At 65.4% G+C, this 22,352-nt stretch carries 17 protein-coding genes; 6 read left to right on the plus strand and 11 right to left on the minus strand.

Annotated elements, in window-relative coordinates; genetic code table 11:
- Positions 1-78: 78 nt before the first annotated feature.
- The 7 genes from gyrB to mutM all read right to left on the minus strand — a co-directional run bounded on the left by gyrB (position 79) and on the right by mutM (position 9,970).
- Entirely contained in the window at positions 79-2,508 is a 2,430-nt protein-coding gene (gene gyrB, locus FHS48_RS02565) for a DNA topoisomerase (ATP-hydrolyzing) subunit B (protein WP_184261009.1), read from the minus strand.
- Between the two features lie 105 nt (positions 2,509-2,613).
- On the minus strand, positions 2,614-3,750 hold the full coding sequence (gene recF / locus FHS48_RS02570) for a DNA replication/repair protein RecF (RefSeq protein WP_311769063.1): 1,137 nt from the start codon (positions 3,748-3,750) through the stop codon (positions 2,614-2,616).
- A 55-nt stretch (positions 3,751-3,805) separates the two neighbouring features.
- Entirely contained in the window at positions 3,806-4,927 is a 1,122-nt protein-coding gene (gene dnaN, locus FHS48_RS02575) for a DNA polymerase III subunit beta (protein WP_184261014.1), read from the minus strand.
- Between the two features lie 237 nt (positions 4,928-5,164).
- Positions 5,165-6,724 (minus strand): chromosomal replication initiator protein DnaA, encoded by a 1,560-nt coding sequence (gene dnaA / locus FHS48_RS02580; RefSeq protein ID WP_184261017.1) that lies wholly within the window; start codon positions 6,722-6,724, stop codon positions 5,165-5,167.
- Positions 6,725-7,641: 917 nt separating this feature from the next.
- Positions 7,642-7,908: a 30S ribosomal protein S20 gene (rpsT, locus tag FHS48_RS02585; RefSeq protein WP_184261020.1), complete on the minus strand. Its 267-nt coding sequence runs from the start codon at positions 7,906-7,908 to the stop codon at positions 7,642-7,644.
- A 268-nt stretch (positions 7,909-8,176) separates the two neighbouring features.
- Positions 8,177-8,953: an enoyl-CoA hydratase gene (locus FHS48_RS02590; RefSeq protein WP_184261023.1), complete on the minus strand. Its 777-nt coding sequence runs from the start codon at positions 8,951-8,953 to the stop codon at positions 8,177-8,179.
- Positions 8,954-9,121: 168 nt separating this feature from the next.
- Entirely contained in the window at positions 9,122-9,970 is an 849-nt protein-coding gene (gene mutM / locus FHS48_RS02595) for a bifunctional DNA-formamidopyrimidine glycosylase/DNA-(apurinic or apyrimidinic site) lyase (RefSeq protein ID WP_184261026.1), read from the minus strand.
- A gap of 196 nt (positions 9,971-10,166) precedes the next feature.
- On the opposite strand from mutM, the gene ubiE reads away from it, so the two are divergent.
- From ubiE to FHS48_RS02615, 4 genes are all read left to right on the plus strand, one after another.
- A complete protein-coding gene (gene ubiE, locus FHS48_RS02600; protein ID WP_184261028.1) occupies positions 10,167-10,952 on the plus strand; it encodes a bifunctional demethylmenaquinone methyltransferase/2-methoxy-6-polyprenyl-1,4-benzoquinol methylase UbiE in 786 nt (261 codons plus the stop codon).
- 5 nt (positions 10,953-10,957) lie between these two features.
- Positions 10,958-12,508: a 2-polyprenylphenol 6-hydroxylase gene (ubiB, locus tag FHS48_RS02605; RefSeq protein ID WP_184261030.1), complete on the plus strand. Its 1,551-nt coding sequence runs from the start codon at positions 10,958-10,960 to the stop codon at positions 12,506-12,508.
- Positions 12,509-12,692: 184 nt separating this feature from the next.
- A complete protein-coding gene (locus FHS48_RS02610; RefSeq protein WP_184261033.1) occupies positions 12,693-13,796 on the plus strand; it encodes an amino acid ABC transporter substrate-binding protein in 1,104 nt (367 codons plus the stop codon).
- Between the two features lie 16 nt (positions 13,797-13,812).
- Positions 13,813-16,107, plus strand: coding sequence for a sensor histidine kinase (locus tag FHS48_RS02615; protein WP_184261036.1), 2,295 nt, complete (start codon positions 13,813-13,815; stop codon positions 16,105-16,107).
- A gap of 26 nt (positions 16,108-16,133) precedes the next feature.
- Here the strand turns inward: FHS48_RS02615 and FHS48_RS02620 are convergent, their stop codons facing one another.
- Positions 16,134-16,733: a YqgE/AlgH family protein gene (locus tag FHS48_RS02620; protein WP_260402314.1), complete on the minus strand. Its 600-nt coding sequence runs from the start codon at positions 16,731-16,733 to the stop codon at positions 16,134-16,136.
- Positions 16,734-17,239: 506 nt separating this feature from the next.
- Between FHS48_RS02620 and FHS48_RS02625 the strand changes: the two genes are divergently transcribed.
- Both FHS48_RS02625 and FHS48_RS02630 read left to right on the plus strand, forming a co-directional pair.
- A complete protein-coding gene (locus FHS48_RS02625) occupies positions 17,240-19,243 on the plus strand; it encodes a protein-disulfide reductase DsbD domain-containing protein (protein WP_184261043.1) in 2,004 nt (667 codons plus the stop codon).
- 58 nt (positions 19,244-19,301) lie between these two features.
- The gene (locus FHS48_RS02630; RefSeq protein ID WP_184261046.1) at positions 19,302-19,781 is read left to right on the plus strand and encodes a peroxiredoxin; all 480 of its coding nucleotides are present in this window, start codon (positions 19,302-19,304) and stop codon (positions 19,779-19,781) included.
- Between the two features lie 80 nt (positions 19,782-19,861).
- Here the strand turns inward: FHS48_RS02630 and ychF are convergent, their stop codons facing one another.
- Genes ychF through FHS48_RS02645 form a run of 3 tightly spaced genes read right to left on the minus strand, consistent with a single transcriptional unit; the run spans position 19,862 to position 22,309 of the window.
- Positions 19,862-20,965, minus strand: a complete 1,104-nt coding sequence (ychF, locus tag FHS48_RS02635; RefSeq protein WP_184261049.1) for a redox-regulated ATPase YchF — start codon at positions 20,963-20,965, stop codon at positions 19,862-19,864.
- Positions 20,965-21,678, minus strand: a complete 714-nt coding sequence (pth, locus tag FHS48_RS02640; RefSeq protein ID WP_184261383.1) for an aminoacyl-tRNA hydrolase — start codon at positions 21,676-21,678, stop codon at positions 20,965-20,967. The genes ychF and pth overlap by 1 nt, the downstream gene beginning before the upstream one ends.
- A 46-nt stretch (positions 21,679-21,724) precedes the next feature.
- Positions 21,725-22,309 carry a 50S ribosomal protein L25/general stress protein Ctc gene (locus tag FHS48_RS02645; protein WP_184261051.1) on the minus strand — a complete coding sequence of 195 codons (585 nt, stop codon included), beginning with the start codon at positions 22,307-22,309 and terminating at the stop codon, positions 21,725-21,727.
- Positions 22,310-22,352 lie beyond the last annotated feature (43 nt).

Genomic DNA, 22,352 nt, shown 5'->3' on the forward strand with positions numbered 1-22,352 from the left:
GACTGTCAGCACCGGATATAAAAACGGGGAGACCACAGTGGCCTCCCCGTTTTTTATGCTTTCTGGCGGGTGAGCAGATCACACGTCCAGATTGGTCACTTTCAGGGCGTTGTCCTGAATGAACTCACGGCGCGGTTCCACCACGTCGCCCATCAGGGTGGAGAAGATTTCCTGCGCCTCGTCGGCGTGGGCCACCTTCACCTGCAACAGGCGGCGGACATTGGGGTCCAGCGTGGTTTCCCACAGCTGATCCGGGTTCATTTCCCCCAGACCTTTATAGCGCTGGATGGCAATGCCCTTGCGCCCGGCGGTCATGAAGGTGTTGACCAGACCGACCGGCCCCCGGATCACGTGTTCGGTATCCTTGATCCGCAGTTTGGCGAGTCGCACATAGGCGTCGCGCAGGGCGGCGGACATCTGATCCAGACGCCGGGCCTCCGCCGAATGCACCACCACCGCATCAACGGTGTGGGTTTCGGTCACGCCGCGCAGGGTGCGGCGGAACACCAGCGCGCCGTCGGCGGCAATCTCACCGCTCCAGCCCCGGTCATATTCCGCTTCCATCCGGTCCAGCCGCTGCGCCACATAGTGCACCGCTTCCGTCGCCTTCTCCGGCGAGGCCAGAACCTCCGGATTCAGCGCCCCGGCAATCGCCACCTGTTCCAGCAGGCGGTGCGGAACCCGGGTTGACATGCGGTTGAGCAGGGCGCGGATCTGGCGGGCCTGCCCCAGCAGCTCCCGCAGGTGATCCCCGGCAATCTGCTGGCCGTCATGCAGGGTCAGCACCGCATCGCCCAGCGACACCTCAATCAGGTAATCTTCCAGCTCGCGGTCATCTTTCAGATAGCGTTCCGACTGGCCGCGCTTGGCCCGGTACAGCGGCGGCTGGGCGATGTACAGATAGCCGCGTTCGATGATTTCCGGCATCTGGCGGAAGAAGAAGGTCAGCAGCAGGGTGCGGATGTGCGAGCCGTCGACGTCGGCGTCGGTCATGATGATGACTTTGTGATACCGCAGCTTGTCGATGTTGAAGTCATCGGCCCCGATGCCGGTGCCCATGGCGGTGATCAGGGTGCCGATTTCCTGCGACGACAGCATCTTGTCGAACCGGGCACGCTCGACGTTCAGGATCTTGCCCTTCAGCGGCAGAATCGCCTGAAAGCCGCGGTCCCGCCCCTGTTTGGCGGAGCCACCGGCGGAGTCACCCTCGACGATGAACAGTTCGGACTGGGCCGGATCGCGGTTCTGACAGTCGGCCAGCTTGCCGGGCAGCGAGGAAATATCCAGCGCCCCCTTGCGGCGGGTCAGTTCGCGGGCGCGGCGGGCGGCTTCACGGGCGGCGGCGGCTTCCACCACCTTGCCCATGATGCGGCGGGCTTCCGACGGATGCTCGTCCAGCCATTCGGCCAGCTTTTCCGCCACCACGTTTTCCACCACCGTCCGCACTTCCGAGGACACCAGCTTTTCCTTGGTCTGGCTGGAGAACTTCGGGTCCGGCACCTTCACCGACAGCACGCAGGTCATGCCTTCGCGCATGTCATCGCCGGTCGGCTGGACCTTTTCCTTCTTCAGCAGGCCAGTCTGCTGGGCATAGGCCGACAGGGTGCGGGTCAGCGCCCCGCGCAGACCGGCGAGATGGGTGCCGCCGTCCTTCTGCGGGATGTTGTTGGTAAAACAGAGGGTGTTTTCGTGGTAGGCGTCGGTCCATTCCAGCGACACGTCAACGGTGATGCCGTCGCGTTCGCCGGTCATCACCACCGGCTTTTCCTGCAACGGCTGCCGCGACTTGTCGAGGTACTTCACAAAGGCCTCGATGCCGCCTTCGTAATGGAAGGTCACCGATTTCGGCTCGCCATGGCGGGCATCGGTCAGCACCAGCGTCACCCCGGAGTTCAGGAACGCCAGCTCCCGCAGGCGGTGTTCCAGCGTCTCGAAGCTGTATTCGGTGATGGCGAAGATGGCCGGAGAGGCAAAGAAGGTGACTTCCGTCCCTTTCTGGTCCGGGGCCGGGCGCACCCGCTCCAGATGCTTCACGGTATCGCCGCCTTCAAAGCGGGCATAGTGTTCCCAGCCATCGCGCCAGATCCGCAGGTCCAGCCAGTCGGACAGCGCATTCACCACCGACACGCCGACGCCGTGCAGACCGCCTGAGACCTTGTAGGAGTTCTGGTCGAATTTCCCGCCGGCGTGCAGCTGGGTCATGATGACCTCCGCCGCCGACACGCCTTCTTCCTTATGGATATCCACCGGAATCCCGCGCCCGTTATCGCGCACGGTGACGGAGCCATCGCCGTTGAGCGTCACTTCGGTCCGGTCGGAATACCCCGCCAGCGACTCGTCGATGGCATTGTCCACCACTTCATAAATCATGTGGTGCAGCCCCGAGCCGTCATCGGTATCGCCGATGTACATGCCCGGCCGCTTCCGAACCGCTTCCAGCCCCTTCAGAACCTTGATCGAATCCGCGCCATATTCGGGAACCGTCGCAGTGTTGGTGGCGTCGCTCATTGTGATGGGTACTCGCTTTCGACTGAACCGTCAGACACAAAAACCTGAACACAGAACCGGGACCATACCGCAGGTGCAAAACAGGCTGCGGCAAAGGGAGGCATTTTAGTGCAAACCGCCGTCCCGAACCTCAAAAAACTGTGCCCGCGCCCCGAAAGACTCGAACAGACTCCGGTCGGTTCCGGTCAACCACGCCTGCGCCCCCAGCCCGCACAGGGCATCGTAGAGGGCATCGCGCCGCTGGGCATCCAGATGCGCCGCCACTTCATCCAGAAGCAGCAGCGGCGCCATCCCCCGGTGCAGGGCCTGCACCCGGGCCTGCGCCAGCAGAATGGCGATCAGCACCGCCTTCTGCTCCCCGGTGGAACACTGGGCGGCGGGCAGTCCCTTGCCGTGGTGGTGCACCACCAGATCGGTCCGGTGCGGCCCTTCCCCCGGGGCTCCGGCGGCCTCGCGCGGGCGGTGATCGGCCAGCAGGCGGCGGTAGGTTTCCTCCGCCTCCAGCGCCGTATGATCTTCCAGCAGCCGCTCGACAAAACCGTCCAGCCCGATCTCGGCGGAAGGGAACGGGCCGGTGGCCTGCTCCAGCGCCCGCGACAGCCGGGCGGCCACATCGCGGCGGGCGGCGGCCACCGCCACCCCATGCTCGGCCATCGCCTCTTCCAGCCCTTCGAACCAGGCGCGTTCGCGGACGCCGTCCTTCAGCAGCTTGTTACGCTGCCGCCACGCCCCGTCATAGGCCGACAGGCGGCTGGCGTGGTCGGGATAGAGGCCAAACACCAGACGGTCGAAAAACCGCCGCCGTCCGGACGACGCCTCGACAAACAGGCGGTCCATCGCCGGGGTCAGCCAGATCGCCGAGACCACCGCCCCCAGTTCCGCCTGCACCCGCACCGCCTCGCCGTTGATATGCACAATCCGGCGGTCAGAGGGGCCGGGGTCCCGCCCGGTGCCGATCGCCACTTCGCCGCTGGGGGTCTGCACCCGCGCCGCCACCGCCCACGCCCCCTGCACACCGCCGGGGGCCCCATGGCGCACCACCTCGTGCAGGCGCGACCGCCGCAGCCCTCGGCCGGGGGCGAGAAAGGACACCGCCTCCAGCAGGTTGGTCTTGCCGGAGCCATTGGGGCCGGTCAGCACCACCGGGCGCAGGTCCGTTTCCAGACGGGCCTGCGCGTAGGACCGGAAATCGGTCATCGTCAGCCGGGTGACCCCGACCGGAGGAAGGAGGGGAACGGACACCGGCGCGGGTGGCACAGCCACTCCGTCAGCCCCGGTGTCCGGGACGGTCGGCAGATCAGACACGCATCGGCATCAGCACATAGACCGCCGAGGCATCCGCCACTTCGCGGATCACCGTCGGGGACGCCGCATCGGCCATGGCAAAGCGGGCGGCATCGCCTTCCACCTGTGCCATGATATCCAGCAGATAGCGGCTGTTGAACCCGATCTCCAGCGCGGCGGCAGCATAGGAACATTCCAGTTCCTCCACCGCGCTGCCCGCTTCCGGTGACGACGCCGACAGGGTCACGGTGCCCTGATCCATCGCTACCTTGATCGCCCGGCTCTTTTCGGTGGAAATCGCCGAAACGCGGTCCACAGCGTCAGAGAACAGCTTCTTATCGACCTCAAGGATCTTGTCGTTGTCCTGCGGAATCACCCGTTCGTAATCGGGGAAGGTGCCGTCGATCAGCTTGGAGGTCAGGGTGCCGCCATGGCCGAAGCTGAAACGCACCTTGGTTTCCGACAGGGCAATGGTCACATCCAGCGCGCCTTCATCGATCAGCTTGCGCAGCTCGGTCACCGCCTTGCGCGGCACGATCACGCCCGGCATCTCGGCCGCCCCTTCCGGCAACGGCACTTCCACCCGGGCCAGACGGTGCCCGTCGGTGGCCACCGCCCGCAGCACCGGCACCCCGGAGGAGGTAGCGGCATGCAGATAGATGCCGTTCAGGTAATAGCGGGTTTCCTCGGTGGAAATCGCGAACTTGGTGCGGTCGATCAGGGTCTGGAGTTCCGACGCCGCCAGCGTGAAGGTGTGGGTGGCCTCCCCGGCCCCGAGGTTGGGGAAGTCCTCCACCGGCAGGCACGGCAGGGCAAAACGCGACCGGCCGGAGCGCAGGGTCATCTGCACGTCGCCGGGGGTCTGCGACAGTTCCACCTGCGCCCCGTCGGGCAGCTTGCGGATGATGTCATACAGGGTATGGGCCGGGGCCGTGATCGCCCCGTCAACCTGCACGTCAGCGGTCACGGTCTCAACGATCGCCAGATCCAGATCGGTGGCACTGAGAGCCAGCCCGGCATCGCGGGCCTCCAGCTTGACGTTGGACAGAATGGGAATGGTGTTCCGGCGTTCAACCACACTCTGGACGTGGCCAAGGGCCTTGAGAAGCGTGCTGCGCTCGATGGTCAGTTTCACGGTCGCGCTCTCACCTGCTGTGAGCGCCCGCGTCGCCTGCCCGGACGGAAAACCTTCGGGGGCAGCCGCTGCGGGGCGGGTTAAACGAACCGGCCGGGGGCCGGAGTCCGCATGGCAAAATAGCCGGAGAAATAGGCGCGGAAGTATATCATAAGGTCCGCCGCCTCAAAGGGAATTTGCCCGACTCGACGCCTCTGCGGCCCCGGAGTCGGGCAAAAAGGTCCCGTCAGCCGGACCTCAGCTTTCCAGCATCCGCCGCAGCAGATCGACATCCTCGGCAAAGGCGGCATCGCCCTGACGCAGTTCGTCAATCTTGCGCACCGCATGCATCACCGTGGTGTGATCGCGGCCACCGAACTTGCGGCCGATTTCCGGCAGCGACCGGCTGGTCAGCTGCTTGGCCAGATACATCGCCACCTGACGCGGCCGGGCCACGGAGCGGGACCGGCGCGCCGAGTGCATGTCCGACAGCTTAATCTGGAAGTGCTCGGCCACCTTCTTCTGGATCTCCTCGATGGTGATCCGGCGGTCGTTGGCGCGCAGCAGGTCGCGCAGCACATCCTGTGTGGTTTCCAGCGTCAGGTCCCGCCCGACCAGCTGGGCATGCGCCACCAGACGGGTCAGCGCCCCTTCCATCTCGCGGACGTTGGAGGCGATCTTGTGGGCGAGGAACTCCAGAACCTTTTCGGGGACGGCAACGCCCATCCGTTCCGCCTTGGCGGCCAGAATGCCCAGCCGCAGCTCATAGGTGGTGGGATGGATATCCGCCACCAGACCGGAGGCCAGACGCGACCGCAGGCGGTCGCCGATGTCTTCCAGATCCGCCGGGGATTTATCAGCGGAAATCACGATCTGCCGCCCCTGATCAATCAGGGCGTTGAAGGTGTGGAAGAACTCTTCCTGCGTCGAGTCCTTGCCGGAGATGAACTGCACGTCATCAATCATCAGCACATCGACGGACCGGAAGCTTTCCTTGAAGGCCATGGTGTCCTTGTACCGCAGCGCCTTGACGAAGCTGTACATGAACTTTTCCGCCGACAGATAGATCACCCGGCGCTGCGGGTGGCGGTCGCGGATGGCATGGGCAATCGCATGCATCAGGTGGGTCTTACCAAGGCCGACTCCACCGTACAGGAACAGCGGATTGAACGACGGTCGTTCCGAATCGGCCACCCGCTGGGCGGCGGCATAGGCAAACTCGTTCGGCTTGCCGGTAACGAAATTCTCGAAGGTGTAGCGGGGGTCCAGCGGCGCCGACAGATCATCAAAGCTGCCGGTGCCGAGGCCGGACAGCGCCTGTGCCGGAACCGGCGTCAGCAGTGACGGTTCCGCCACGCGTTCAACCACCGCCGGAGAGGCGGCAGTGACGGTCAGGACCGGGGCCGGGGATTCCGCCGCCGGGGCTGCCGTCCGCCGGGCCGGAGTCGCCCGCCGGGCCGGAGCCTCTGCGGCAGGCGCAGCCGCAGAACTGGCCACCCCGCGCACAGCCGGGGCCGGACGGGACGCCGCCGCGGCATCCACCACCACCTGAACCGTCCGGATCTGCGGATTCTCGCCGCTCCACAGCGCACGGATCCGCTCGGCGAAATGGGTCAGAATCCAGTCGCGCATGAACCGGGTCGGGACCGCAAGCTGGACCTGCGTGCCGCTGACGGTGCCAAGCCGCATCGGCTTCACCCAGCTGGTATACGCCGTATCACCGATCTCCTGCCGCAGGCGGGCCTGCACGGATTCCCAGTGAAGAATGGTCTGCTCGGTCACCCCACCCTCATCCAAGCGTGCTTCTGCAGTTGCCATCGAGTCGTTTGCCTCCGCAGGTTAACCCTGCGGCTCCTTAAAATCCCGGGGCCACAGGCCCCACTCTGTCTCTATCCAGTCCAGCCGCCCCATAACGGGCACGGACAGGACTGATCCTGTGCCGAAGGACGCAGTCGCCCGCCCCGGCCCGCCGATACGGCTGTAGACCGGAGTGAGGTTCCACCAAGCCCGGGTGATTTGGCCTGCCCGGCAGTCCACGGGGGTTTCCCGCAGAGTGACCCGGACGCACAGCCAGTGCCCTTCGCCCTAACAGCCCTGCCGCCCTTCTGCACGGCAGAGCCTGTCCCCCGACAGTTCGCCCCCCGGGCACGCAGAGACAAAAAAACCTCCGCACAGGCCAGAGAGCCTGCGTGTGGTGGAGATTAAATTGTCCGGTGAGCCTCGGGGGGAGGTCGTTATCCGAAGGCGACTTTATCCACAAAGGGGAAAGACTGACAACGAGATCGAAAGGGGAACATTGTAAGTTTTTCTCTTGACGCGATTCGGACACAAACACGTCTTGACGTTATTTTTCAATGCATTAGCAGATCGTGCTTCCGGCAGGGAGTCGCACCCCGAGTCGCCGCCTGCGGCAGACTCCGCATGGCCTTATCCACAAAAACGAACAGGAATGAACGTTAAGAAAATGCAAAACGGCCACTACCCTGTGGATAGCGGCCGTTTTGAAACGGTCCCCGTTGCCGGGGGTATCATCGCGACGACAGACAGACCAAAAGGCCTGTTCTGTTGCCTCTCCGGGATCACACACTGCCATGACAGAGTTCTGTCAGGCGGGGGATCACCTCGGCGCTGCGGTCAAAGAGACCTGCCGAAGACCGCAGAGAACTCCTGTCGCGATGACGGAAGATCCTGCGCAGCGACCGGTGCCCCAGGGGGCACCAGCAGCATACCCTGTCTTAGGCAGCCAGGGACTTCAGGCGGGCGTTCAGACGCGAAACCTTGCGGGACATGGTGTTCTTGTGGAACACGCCCTTCTGGGCACCGCGCATCATTTCCGGCTGGGCCACCTTGAAAGCAGCGTCAGCAGCAGCCTTGTCGCCGGCGGCGATGGCCAGCTCGACCTTCTTCACGAAGGTGCGGATCCGGCTCTTACGAGCGTGGTTGATGGCGAAACGGCGGGCGTTGCGGCGAATGCGCTTCTGGGCCGACTTATGATGAGCCATTTCCTGACTTTCCGTATAAATAGAAACTGTGGTCGCTGTGCGAAGAGGCGGCTTTATAAGGAATATCCGCCCCCCCGTCAACGCTTAACCGACCCGGGATATCCACAGCGGGACAAAACACCCTGAAATCGGACCGGATCCGGGGGAAACAGGCCCCCGGAGCGGGATGCGGCCCGGAGAGCGGAGAACCCCCCTGTCCTTTCCGGACAGGGCACCCGCCCCCGGCCCCGGCGACTCCACCCACCGACAGCGGGCCGGAGTGTCGCGGTTATCGGTGACGGAAGTTCGGCTGCCGCTTCTCGACGAACGCGGCCATGCCTTCCTTCTGGTCTTCGGTGGCGAAGGTGGAATGGAACACCCGGCGCTCGAACAGCAGGCCTTCCTTCAGGCTGACTTCATAGGAGCGGTTGACCGACTCCTTGACCATCATCACCACCGGACGGGACATAGAGGCGATGCGGGTGGCGGTCTTCAGGGCGTCGTCCAGCAGATCAGCCAGCGGCACGATGCGGGAGACCAGACCGGCCCGCTCAGCTTCCTCAGCGGTCATCTGGCGGCCGGTCAGGCACATTTCCATCGCCTTGGACTTGCCGACAAAGCGGGTCAGGCGCTGGGTGCCACCGGCCCCCGGCATGGTGCCGATGGTGATTTCCGGCTGGCCGAAACGGGCATTGTCCGCCGCGATGATGAAGTCACACATCATCGCCACTTCGCAGCCCCCGCCCAGCGCATAGCCCGCCACGGCGGCGATCACCGGCTTGCGGCAGGTGGTGATCCGTTCCCAGCCGTTGGTGATGAAATCTTCCATGTACACGTCCATGTAAGACTTGCCGGACATTTCCTTGATGTCGGCCCCGGCCGCGAAGGCCTTTTCCGACCCGGTCAGGACGATGGCACCGATCTCGGCATCCGCCTCGAAGGCATCCAGCGCCTGCCCCAGTTCACGGATCAGCGGGGTGCACAGGGCGTTCAGGGCCTTCGGGCGGTTCAGGGTGATCAGGCCGACGGACCCACGGGTTTCGACCAGAATGTTCTCATACGCCATTGGACGTTTGCTCCCTACCTTGGGCGTGCTTCCTGTCCGGGGCTCCGCAGCGGGGCTCCGGCTCGGGGGCCGGTCTGTCCGGACTCCCTGCTCGGCTGTGCCCGGCAGCCCCTGCGTCCCGCAGGCACCGCCGGAAAAACAGACCGGAAGATCGGGGCCGAGACTACCTCAGCGCTGCCGCCGCGCACAGTAAAATGTTGACCGCCCGCCCTGAACAAGGCGTTGAATTCCCCCGGTTTCCGTTACGTCACAGGTACAGTCCGGGCAGGCCGATCCGGCCCGGTCATAGACCGCGAAACGGTGCTGGAAGTAGCCCAGCTCTCCGGTCACCTGAAGGTGATCGCGGAGGGAAGACCCTCCGGAATCAATGGCTTCCTGAAGGACCGCCTTCACCGCCGCCGTCAGGACCCGGGTCTCTGCCGCCGTCATCTCCGCCGCCGGACGGCGGGGGTCGATGGCACTGCGGTACAAGGCTTCCGAGGCATAGATATTGCCGATTCCCGCCACCACCGACTGATCCAGCAACGCCACTTTCACCGGAGTCGACCGCCGGGCGAAGGCCCGGTCCAGCACCCCGCTGTCAAAATCAGCCGACAGCGGCTCCGGCCCCATCGCCGCCAGCAAGGGATGATCTGCCAGCGCATTGCCCGAGGTCAGGGTCATCACCCCGAACCGGCGGGGATCGCGGTAGGTCAGGACATGGCCGGTCTCCGTGGTCAGGCGGACATGGTCATGCTTACCCACCTCCGGCACCGGGGATCCGGCCGGGGTGATGGTCCATGACCCGCTCATCCCCAGATGGCCGAGAACACACATCCCGTCATCCAGCGACCAGACATAATACTTGCCGCGCCGCCACACCCGCAGCACCCGCCGCCCGGTCAGGCGGTCGGCGAACCGCTCCGGGAACGGCTGACGCAGCCCGGCCCGCCGGATCTCCACCGTGGTCAGCGCCTGCCCTTCCAGCGCCGGGGCCAGCCCCCGGCAGACAGTCTCAACTTCAGGCAACTCTGGCATGGCTCGGGACTCCTGAGCGGTCGGAAACGGGATCTCTGTGCCGGGGATGCCACGGCCGCCGTTCGGAAAAAACCATAAATGTCGCCCCCCGTCGGCCCGCCGCCGGTCTGGTCATCGCGGCGGGCTTGGGCTATCGTGCGGCCCGCACCCGTTTTCCGTCTTCCGCCACCGGCGCAGACCCTGAAGGCAGCCCCCCATGTCCGATACGTCGTTCCGCCCTGAAGAACCCACCACCCACTTCGGCTTCCGCACCGTCCGCGAGGCGGACAAGCAGGGCATGGTGCGGCAGGTGTTCGATTCGGTGGCGTCGAAATACGACCTGATGAACGACGTGATGAGCATGGGCGTCCACCGGGTGTGGAAGGATGTGTTCGTCACGATGGCAGACCCCCGCCCCGGCCAGCAGTTCCTCGATGTCGGCGGCGGCACCGGCGACATTGCCTTCCGGATTCTCGACAGGATCCGCCGCCGCGCCCCCGATCTGGGCGGATCGCAGGTGACGGTCTGCGATATCAACACCGAAATGCTGAAGGTCGGCCGCGACCGCGCCGTCGATCAGGGTCGGCTTGCCGGACTGGACTGGGTGACCGGCAATGCCGAGACCCTGCCGTTTCCCGATGCCTCGTTTGACCTTTACACCATCGCCTTCTGCCTGCGGAACGTCACCCGCATTGATGCGGCGCTGGCCGAGGCCCGCCGGGTGCTGAAGCCGGGCGGACGCTTCCTGTGCCTTGAGTTCTCCAAGGTGCTGGTGCCGGGTCTGGATGCCCTCTACGACCTTTATTCCTTCCAGATCCTGCCGCGTATGGGGCAGCTGGTGGCAGGCGACCGCGACTCCTATCAGTACCTCGCCGAAAGCATCCGCCAGTTCCCGCCGCAGCAGGAGCTGGCCCGCCGGATCGAGGCGGCCGGGCTGCGGCGGACCAGCGTGCGCAATCTGTCCGGCGGTATTGCCGCCATCCATTCGGCCTGGCGGGTGTAACCGCGATGGCCGGAACCCTGCGGACCCTGTCCCGGCTGCTGCGGATCACCCGCGTGCTGGGCCGCCATGATGCCCTGTTCCTGCTGGAAGACGTGCCGGTCGCCAGCACCATGGTCAGCCTGACCCGGCGGATCTTCCGCCGCACCGAGGACGGGCGCCCCGGCCAGCGGCTGGCGCGGGCCCTGATCGAACTCGGCCCGACGTTCATCAAGCTGGGGCAGGCGCTGTCCACCCGCCCCGATCTGGTCGGGGATGAGGTCGCCGCCGATCTGGCCGACCTTCAGGACAAGCTGCAACCCTTCCCCTTCCCGCAGGTGCGGGAGATCATCGAGGCGGAATTCGGCTGCCCGCTGGAAGACCTGTACCAGAGCTTCGACGAAACCCCGGTGGCGGCGGCCTCCATCGCACAGGTGCATTTTGCCATCACCGCTGACGGTCAGCCGGTGGCGGTGAAGGTGCTGCGCCCGGGAATCGAGCAGGCCATCGCCGACGACGTCGAGATGTTCAACTGGCTGGCCCGCACCGCTGAACGCCTGCACCCCGATGCCCGCCGGTTCCGTCCGGTGGAAAGCGTCGCCACCTTCGAGGAATCGGTGACGCTGGAAATGGACCTGCGGTTCGAGGCCGCCTCCGCCGCCGAACTGGCCGAGAACTTCGCCGATGACCCGACCTTCCGGGTGCCGTCCATTGACTGGGTGCGCACCGGCCAGCGGGTGATGACGCAGGAACGGATCACCGGTCTGTCGCTGGATGAACGCGACGGCATCATCGCCATGGGGCTGAACCCCAACGAAGTGCTGGGGAATGCGGCGCGGGCCTTCTTCACCATGGTGTTCCGCGACGGCTTCTTCCATGCCGACCTGCACCCCGGCAACCTGTTCGTCGATGCCACTGGCACCATCATCGCCGTTGACTTCGGCATCATGGGGCGGGTCAACGAAAGTGACCGCCGGGCGCTGGGGGAAATGCTGCTCGGCTTCCTGACCCGCGATTACCGGCGGGTGGCGGAAGTGCAGTTCCGGGCAGGCTGGGTGCCGCCGGATCAGTCGATTGAGGCCTTTACGCAGGCCGCCCGCTCCATCGCCGAGCCGATCTTCGGCAAGCCGATTGAAGAAATCTCGATGGCCCGGGTGCTGAGCCAGCTGTTCGAGATCACCCGCCGCTTTGATATTCCCGCCCAGCCGCAGCTGCTGCTGCTGGAAAAATCGATGCTGCTGGCGGAAGGGGTCGGGCGGACCCTCGCCCCAGACCAGAACATGTGGGAAATGACCTACCCGCTGATCGAAGACTGGATGCGCACCACCTTCGGTCCGGAAGCCCGGATCCGCAACGCCGCCCTCGGCCTTGCCCGTTCCGCCGAGCGCCTGCCTGCCATTTTCGAATATGCTGACAAGGCAGCGGCGATGATCAGTTCCGGCGGCCTGAAGCTGCATCCCGACACGGTGAAGGCACTGGCCCGCCAGCAGTCCCCCACCCCCCGCAAGCGGACCCTGATGATGCAGGGCCTGCCGTGGCTGCTGGTGGGCATCCTCGGGACCCTGCTGTACCTGCGGTGATCCATATCCACATCATTAAGATGGACTAATCCGTTCCATCCCTCTGCCATCATCCCTAAGGCCCATTCCCGCGCCCCATCGCTTCGTGCTCTGATGGTGCAGGGGAAAATCAGACCGGTCGCGTCCTTTCCCCCGTCCATGCCTGACCTGTTTCAGGCGGACAACGGATATGGGGAGAGAACGCGTGTCAGCTGGCCTCGCACGGATAACAGACCACCTCCGCCTGCTACGGCGCCCCGGAGGCCGGATTATCCTGTTCCTGCTGCTGGCCGTCTGTCTTCAGGCTGTTTCTGCGGGCACGCCTGCCCGGGCCGGGGATCTGCACTCTGCCGCCTCCCCCACCCTTGACGCCATCAAAAGCCGGAACAGCGTCCGCTGCGCCGTTCAGGCCGCCTATGGCGGATATGCAACGCTGGGAACCGACGGGGTCTGGCGGGGCTTTATGGTGGATTACTGCCGGGCCATTGCCGCCGCCGTTCTCGGCGATCCGGAGCTGACGGAGATCCTGCATACCGAGTCTTCCCTGCGGTTTCAGGTGGTGGCGGAACGGCAGGCGGATGTCCTCCTCAGTGGCACCACCGTTACCCTCGGTCGGTCCACGGCCATGGGGTTCGCTTTCCCCGGTGTCTATCTCTACGACGGACAGGGTTTCATCACCCATCGGGAAAGCGGAATCACCGCCCTTGCCACCATCACGCAGGCCAGTGTCTGCGTCATCGCCAACACCACCACCATCCAGAACCTGCGCGACTATATCAGCCGCAGCGGCGCAAAGCTGACCTTGGTCGAATCCAGTTCCGACGAAGGGGCCTGGAGCAATTTCCTCAAACGGCGCTGCGACCTATACACCAACGACCGCCTTGGCCTGCGGGTGCGGGCCGGCAGCTCCCCCGGCGGCGAATCGGCGTTCGTCCTGCTGCCCGATATCATTTCCCGCGAGCCTCTCGGGCCGATGGTCCGCAATGATGATCCGGTTTTCGCCTCGCTGCTCCAGTGGCTGCTGAACGGCCTGATCGCCGCCGAGGACATGGGCGTCACCAAAGCCACCGTCGCCACCGGGCAGGCCGGGCAGAACCATGATCTGGGCGTGATCCTTGGTACGCAGGAAGACTATGCGTCCCACTTTGGCATTGCCCCCGGCTGGATCCGCCGCGCCATTCTCGCTGTCGGCAATGCCGGGGAAATCTACGACCGCAACCTTGGGGTCGGGTCCCCCCTGAAGGTGGACCGGGGCCTGAATGATCTCTGGAGCCGGGGCGGTCTGATGTATCCGCTGCCGCTGCGCTGACCGGTCAGGCCTTGCGATGACCTCTCAGCCTCCCTCTCAGCCGCGTCCGGCCCTGCCGCCGTTCCATAGCATCGGGCTGCGGCTGATGCTGGCCCTGCTGCTGCTGCTGCTGACACTGGCCGGTGCGGCGGCGGTTGCGGTGCAGGCCCTGACCGACACCCGGTCGCTGCTGGAACAGATCACCACCGAGGACATGGCCACCACCCAGATCGCCAATGCGCTGGCGCAGGACAGCCAGAGCCTGCTGGGCCACAGTCCCCGCCTTGCCCTGTCGACCGACTCGGTGTCCCTGATGGGCAACCGTGCCTTCATTTTCGATCAGATGCGGCAGATGGACAGTCTGATCGCCCAACTGGAACACCGGGGGCAGACCGCCCACCTGCCGCCGCTGCGGCAGGCCCAGATTGCCCTGCGGGAAAAACTGGACAGCAGCGTGGCGCTGGTGGGGCAACGCAACGAGACGGTGCAGCGGATCACCCGGCGCCAGCAGGATCTGGTCGCGCTGGGGGACCGTCTGGCCGCCGAGCTGTCAGCCAACCCCTCCGAGGCATTACTGGGATGGATCAGCCGCGCCCAGCAGCTTCTGCCCCGGCTGTCCGCCCTGCTGACCAGCCCGGGACCGGCCACCGCCGTTCCGTTGGAGTCAGCCCTCCGGAGCGGACTGGACACTCTGGAGCAGCGGTATGCCACCCTGCCCATGGCCGAGCAGGAACGGCTGCGTCCCTTGCAGCAGGCCCTGCGCGATCTGGTGGAGGGGCCGGACAGCCTTGCCAGCCAGCGGCGGGACAGTCAGGCCGCACAGATGGCGGTTCTGGCCTCGGTCCGGGTCAGCAAACAGGCCGCCGATGATCTGGCAGCGGCAGCCCTGTCGGTGATGCGGACCATTGATGATCAGGTCCAGCAGCGCCGCCGCAGCGCCACGGTGCGGGGGCAGACCGCCATGGCCCTGCTGCTGACCGGGGGTGTGCTGACAACAGCGGTGACCCTGCTGGTGTTTGCCTATATCCGCTCCTCCGTCGTCGGGCGGCTGCGGCAGCTGCGGGATATGGTGCTGGCAGCGGAAGAACGCCGCCCGATCTCTCCGCCACAGATCATCCGGGACGAGATCGACGATATCGGCCGGGCGGTCGGTGCGCTGGTCTCCACGCTGGCCGGGCGCGAGAGTACCCTGCGGCAGTCGGAGGAACAGCTGCGCCTTCTGGTCGAAACCGCCCCGTTCCCGCTGGTGGTGGCCGACCGGCAGACCGGAACCATCGCCTTCGCCAACGACCGCGCCGAACAGATCCTAATTGCCCCGTGCCGGGCCCGGACCCGGCCGTCCAGCCCGGGGGAAGAGGAAAAGACCGGACACACCGACCCCGCCGATCCCGGATCCTTCTTTGACACGATCCTTGACCCCACGGAGCGGACCCGGATCCGGACCGCCATCGCCGACACCGCACAGGCGAACGGGCGGGAACTGCGGATGCGGGGCAAGCTGGGGCCGTTCTGGGCGGTCCTGTCCGCCTCTCCGGTCCACTTCAGGGGGCAGAACTGCGTGCTGTTTGCGGTTCAGGATGTTGATAGCCTGAAAGCTGCGGAGGAACGGCTGTCGCAGCTGGTCCACGATCTGGAACGCAGCAATGCCGATCTGGAACAGTTTGCCGCCGCCGCATCGCATGACCTGCGCGACCCCCTGCGGATGATCTCCGGCTATCTGGCCCTGCTGGCGCGGCGGCTGGAGCCCCACTTTGATGCCGAATGCCACGAGTTCATCGGTTATGCCCAGAACGGAATCCGCCGGATGGACGCCCTGACCTCCGACCTGCTGGATCTGGCCCGGGCCGGACGGTCCGGCCCGCCGGGACCGGTGGCCCTGACCCCGGTGGTGACAGCGGTGGTGACCGCCCTGTCACCGTTGATTGAGGAAGCGCAGGCCACCGTGGTCATCCCACCGGATCTGCCTGTCGTTCTCGGCCGGGAAACCGATCTCGGCCGCCTGTTCCAGAATCTGATCGCCAATGCCCTGAAATACCGGTCCCCCGATCGCCCGCTGACCATCCGCCTGACCTGCACCCCCGCCACCACTCCGGCCGGGTACTGGCATCTGACCCTCAGCGACACCGGACAGGGCATCCCACGCGACCAGCAGGAACGGGTGTTTCTGATGTTCCAGCGGTTACAGGGACGTACCGACGGCGAAGGAACCGGCATCGGCCTGACCCTGTGCCGGAAAATCGTGGAAGGGCACGGCGGGCGGCTGTGGCTGGACAGCACCCTTGGTGAAGGATCCTCGTTCCACTTTACGCTGCCCGGACAACCGGCAGCGTAACCCCGCCGAGCCGTCAGGCGGGATCCTCAGGCATGACCGGCGGTATCGCTGAGCATGCTGGGATCAATGCCCAGCTTATGGATCGCCTGTTCCCACTTGTGTTCGGAATAGGGACCGAACAGAAGATCCTCGTCGGCATCAACCGTCAGCCAGGTGTTGTCCTTGATTTCGGCATCCAGCTGACCGGCATTCCAGCCTGCATAGCCCAGCACCAGCAGACTGGCGCGGGGACCATAGCCCCCGGCAATCGCCTGTAGGACATCGGTGGTGGCGGTCAGGGCAATCTCATCGGCGACTGGCATGGTGGCCGACTGGCGGAAATCGGCGGTATGCAGCACAAAGCCGCGCCCGGTCTCCACCGGCCCGCCGAAATGCACGCGGATCTCGTCACAGTCCGGAGTCGGTTCAATCCCGATCTGTTCGAGAATATCGGTGAAGCTGACCTGAACGATCGGACGGTTGATCACCAACCCCATCGCCCCGTCCGCCGTATGGGCGCACAGATAGATCACGGTCCGGGAGAAATGGCTGTCAATCAGCCCCGGCATCGCCACAAGGCATTGACCCGCCATATATCCCGAAGCACGGCCGGGAATACCGGAAGAGGAGTGTTCGCGCATTGTCATGGGCACCACATATTCCCCTTTCCCGACTTGCGCAAGACCGGGGCACGCATCATCTTCCGGGAAATTCGTCAGGGCCGCTGCCGGTTGCCCCCTCCTGACCGGTCAGATCCGGCCTGATCGGGGAGACTCACCAAACTGTGCCCCTTTGATCGCAATCCCCGGATTGACGGAGCCCCTCCTGCCTGCTTGGCTGCATCTCCGGCGGCCGGACAGCAATCATCCGGACGCAGGCCCCCCGCCTGCATGGCCCGACCGCCCGCAGGGGCCGGACGGGCCATCACCAAGTGTAAAAGCATGTCCTGCCCTCTGACTACGGTTTTCATGCCGGTTCCAACCGGCCCCGCCAGAGACTGGCAGAGGCCGACAGAGTAAGGATCCTCCGGTGACCTGCCCCCCTGCGGCAGGATTCCGGTCATAAGAGAAACACAGGCCTCCGGCCATAAGAGAAGCACAGGCCTCCGGCCATAAGAGAAGCACAGGCCTCCGGCCATCAGGGAAACATGGGTATGACCTTTCTGTCGCGGCTGCTCCCGTCCCGGCGTCCCCGCTCCATCGCCCCCAGCCGCTCCATCCCCCCCAGACTGGCCGCGCTTGTGGCCGGGATTGCCCTTGGCCTTGGCCTGATGGTGCAGGACGCCGCCGCCGACAGCGCCCGGGTTGAGACACCGCAGGCGGCCGTCAGCCTGATTGCCGACCGGATCGCCATTGACGGGGCGCCCTCCGTCCGCATCGGCCTGCGCTACGACCTGAAGGACGACTGGAAGGTTTACTGGCGCTCCCCCGGGGATGCCGGATACCCGGCGACGCTGTCGTGGCAGGGGTCCGACAACACGGTGCCGGAGCAGATCCGCACCGACTGGCCGGTGCCGGTCCGCTTCAGCGTGCTGGGAATCGAGACACTGGGCTACAAACATCAGGTGGTGTTCCCCCTGACCGTCCCGGTGACCGACCCGACCCACCCTCTGCGGCTGCGGCTAAATGCCGACTACCTGATCTGTTCCGAAATCTGCGTGCCCGGTCAGGTCGCCCTTGCCCTTGACCTGCCCGCCGATGCGCCGCCGGACCGCCAGCTTCTGGCCGACGCCGCCGCCAGCGCCCACCTGATCGACCAGTACGCCGCACAGGTGCCCGCTCCGGCCGGACAGGGGCTGAGCCTGTCATCCCTGACCCTGTCCACCGGCAGCGACGGCGGCCAGACCATCACCGCCACGGTGACGGCGCTGCCGCCGCTGACCGCCCCGGATCTGTTCATCGAGGGGCCGGTCAACGGCACCACCGGCCTGATTTCCGGCCCGCCGACGGTGCGCCCCGGACCGGACGGCACCACCACCCTGTCCACGCCGCTGACCACGCCACTGCCGGTCACGGCCCTGCCGCCGGTGCGGGTGACGGTCGCCGACAGCGGGCGCGGCCTTGATGCCACCCTGACCCCGACGGTCACCACCGCCGCAGCGGACAGCGGGGGCACCACCCTGCTGCTCATCCTCGGCCTTGCCCTGCTGGGGGGGCTGATCCTGAACATCATGCCCTGCGTGCTGCCGGTCCTGTCGCTGAAGCTGCTGCATCTGGTCAAAGCCGCCGGAACCGAACGCCCGGTCCTGCGCCGCAGCTTCCTCGGCACGGCTGCGGGCATCATCACCACCTTCCTGATCATGGCCGGAATCCTGACCGGCCTGAAGCTGGCGGGCACCGCTGTCGGCTGGGGCATCCAGTTCCAGCAGCCGGTGTTTCTGGCGGTGATGATTGTTCTGCTGCTGCTGTTCGCCGCCAATCTGCTGGGGGCGTTCACCCTGCGCCTGCCCGGCGTGATCGGCGATCTTGCCGCCCGCCCCGGCGGCGGGGCTTTTGCCAACGGGGTGTTCGCCACCCTGCTGGCCACCCCCTGCTCCGCCCCGTTCCTTGGCACCGCCGTCGGCTTCGCGCTGGCCCGGGGGCCGGTGGAAATCCTCGCCATCTTCACCGCCCTTGGGCTGGGGATGAGCCTGCCCTATCTGGCGGTCGCCGCCGCCCCCGGTCTGGCCACTGTCCTGCCGCGCCCGGGCCGCTGGATGGCCACGGCCAAGCGGGTTCTTGCCCTGCCCCTGATCGGCACCGCCCTGTGGCTGGGCAGTATCCTGCTGCCGCAGCTGCTGCCCGCCCCCGCCGCCAGTCCCTCCGTTCAGGGGCTGTGGGTGCGCTTTGCGCCGGACCGGATCGACACTCTGGTGGCCGGGGGACAGACCGTTATCGTTGATGTCACCGCCGACTGGTGTGTCACCTGCAAGATCAACAAGCTGACGGTGCTGGACAACGCCACGATCCTGCCGCGCCTGTCCCAGCCCGGTGTGGTCGCCATGCAGGCGGACTGGACCCGTCCGGATCCGGTCATCTCGGCCTTTCTGGCCCGCTATGGCCGCTATGGCATCCCCTTCAACGTGGTTTACGGCCCCGGAGCGCCGCAGGGCCTGCCGCTGCCGGAAATCCTGACCCCCGACGCCCTGATTTCAGCCCTCGACAAGGCGAAAGGCTGAGCTTATTTGTCGGGTACACCGCCGGTTCCGTCCGGCCACTCCAGAGAAGGATCGACCCATGACCATTTCCGTTGGCGCCCCGGTTCCCGCCGTTACCCTGAAGGTGGTGAACGCCGGGACGGTTGAACCGAAGAATGTCGCCGAGCTGTTTGCGGCTGGCCGTCATGTGGTGTTCTCGGTGCCGGGTGCCTTCACCCCGACCTGCTCCGCCAAGCACCTGCCGGGCTTCGTCGCCAAGCTGGCCGAGCTGAAGGCCAAGGGCGTCGCCTCCGTCGCCTGCCTCGCCGTCAACGATGCCTTCGTGATGAAGGCATGGGCCGAGCGTGATGGCAGCCCGGACATTCTGATGCTGGCCGACGGCAATGCCGAACTGGCCGCCGCGCTGGGCCTGACGCTGGATGCCTCCGGCTTCGGCATGGGCACCCGCAGCCAGCGCTTTGCCGTGGTGATCAACAACGGCACCATCGAGTCGCTGTTCATCGAAGAGCCGGGTGCCTTTGCGGTGTCCAGCGCCGAACACGTGCTGGCCAACCTGTAAGATCCTGATACTGAAAACAGAAACCCCCGGAGAGCGGTTCCGCCCTCCGGGGGTTTTTCTGTCTGGCCCGTCTGAAAGGATCAGACGTTGAACAGGAAGTGGAAGACGTCGCCGTCCTGCACCACGTATTCCTTGCCTTCCGACCGCATCTTGCCGACTTCCTTGGCCCCGGCTTCACCGTTACAGGCGATGAAGTCATCGCAGGCGATGGTTTCCGCGCGGATGAAGCCGCGTTCAAAGTCGGTGTGGATCACGCCCGCCGCTTCCGGGGCCTTGGCCCCCTTGCGCACGGTCCACGCCCGGGCTTCCTTCGGCCCGATGGTGAAGAAGGTCTGAAGCCCCAGCAGATCATGACCGGCACGGATGATCCGCGACAGGCCGGTTTCGACCAGCCCGAGATCGGCCAGAAACACCTGCTTTTCTTCCTCGTCGCCCAGCTGCGCCACTTCCGACTCGATGGCGGCGGAAATCACCACCATCGCCGCCCCTTCGGCAGCGGCCTTTTCGGCCACCTTGGCGGAGAAGCTGTTCCCGGTGGCGGCGGCGCTTTCCTCGACGTTGCAGACATACAGCACCGGCTTGGAGGTCAGCAGTTGCAGAACGCGGTAAACCTTGGCCTCGTCAACGTTGGCGGGCTTGAACAGGCGGGCGGGCTTCCCCTCGCGCAGCAGTTCCAGCACCGGTTCCATCACCGCGACCTGATCCTTGGAATCCTTATCGCCGGACTTCGCCTTCTTGGCGATCGGTACGATGCGCTTTTCAAGGCTTTCGAGGTCAGCGAGCATCAGCTCGGTCTCGATGGTCTCGGCATCGCGCAGCGGATCGACACTGCCTTCGACGTGGGTGATGTTCTCGTCTTCGAAACAGCGCAGCACATGCACGATGGCATCGGTTTCGCGGATATTGGCAAGGAACTGGTTACCCAGACCTTCGCCCTTGGACGCCCCGCGCACCAGACCGGCGATATCGACGAATTCCAGCTGGGTCGGGATAATCTGCTTCGACTTGGCGACGGCGGCCAGCTTATCCAGCCGTTCATCCGGCACCACCACCCGGCCGACGTTCGGCTCGATGGTGCAGAAGGGGAAGTTGGCCGCCTGCGCCGCTGCCGTCGAGGTCAGCGCGTTGAACAGGGTGGACTTGCCGACGTTCGGCAGGCCGACGATGCCGCAGTTAAAGCCCATCAGAGTTTCCCTTCCGGTTTGGCGGCGGCGGCAAAGGCCGCGGCCATGGTGGTGTTCGGTCCGGTGGCCGCCGGTTTTCCCCCCGCCGTGGCAGGGGCAGCACCACCGTCAGCCGGTTTGGCCACATCGGCCTTCTTCGGCTTGGGCGGCTGGGTGGCCAGCGTCACCTTGTTCTGGAATCCGGCATGATCGCCCTTCAGCAGCAGGGCAATATTCTTCGACACGGCCTGTAGGAACGGGTCCAGCCAAACCTCATCAGCCTTGCCGAAATCGCCCAGCACCCACTTGTGGACCAGTGCCTTGTCATGCGGGCGGCCAATGCCCAGCCGGACCCGCCAGTAATTGGCGCCGACATGGGCGTCAATATCACGCAGGCCGTTGTGCCCGGCGTGCCCGCCGCCCTGCTTGGTGCGCAGCTTGCCCGGTGGCAACTCCAGCTCATCATGCAGGACGATAATGTTTTCCGGCGCAATCTTGAAGAACCGCGCCACCTCGCCGACGGACTGGCCGGAGCGGTTCATATAGGTCATCGGCTTCAGGGCCAGAACCCGCTGTCCGGCAATTTCGCCGTCAGCCAGTTCGCCGGAATATTTGGCCCGCCAGCCGGAAAAGGAATGGCGGCGGACGAGATCGTCCACCGCCATGAACCCGATGTTGTGGCGGTTTCCGGCATACTCCGTTCCCGGGTTGCCAAGTCCCACCACAAGCCACATCGAAGTCTCTCCCTTCATACCGGATCCGGTCCTGGACAGGACTGGATTATTCGGTCTTCCCACCAGCCGGAGCGGAAATGGTGGCAATGGTGAAGTCGCGGTCGGCGATGGCCGGACGCACGCCTTCCGGCAGCTTCACGTTGGAAATGTGCACGGACGCGTTGATTTCCAGACCGGCCAGATCGACAACGATCTGTTCCGGCAGGTCATCCGGGCGGGCAATCACTTCGACCGAGTGACGGACGACGTTCAGGGTGCCACCCTTCTTCAGGCCCGGGCATTCGTTCTGGTTGATGAACTCAACCTGCACTTCGGCATGGACGGCGTGGTCCTTGTTGACGCGCAGGAAGTCGACGTGCAGCGGGGCGTCGGTGACGACGTGGAACTGAACGTCCTGAGCCATCACGCGGTGGGTTTCCCCGCCTTCGACGACCAGATCATACTGGTGGGAATAAAAGCCCGGCTTGTGGAGGGCAGCGATCAGCTGACGCGGATCCATCTGGACCAGCACCGCTTCCTGCTTGTCGCCGTAAATGACGCCCGGGACCAGACCCAGACGACGAACGGCGCGGGCTGCCCCCTTACCTGCCTTCTCGCGCTTTTCGACCTTGAAGGTAACGACTTGCACCATAGGATTAACTCCTGAAAAGCAAACCGGCGCCAGCCTCCAGGGG

The organism is Novispirillum itersonii, assembly GCF_014205675.1.
In the GTDB taxonomy this organism is placed as follows: Bacteria; Pseudomonadota; Alphaproteobacteria; order Rhodospirillales; family Rhodospirillaceae; genus Novispirillum; species Novispirillum itersonii_A.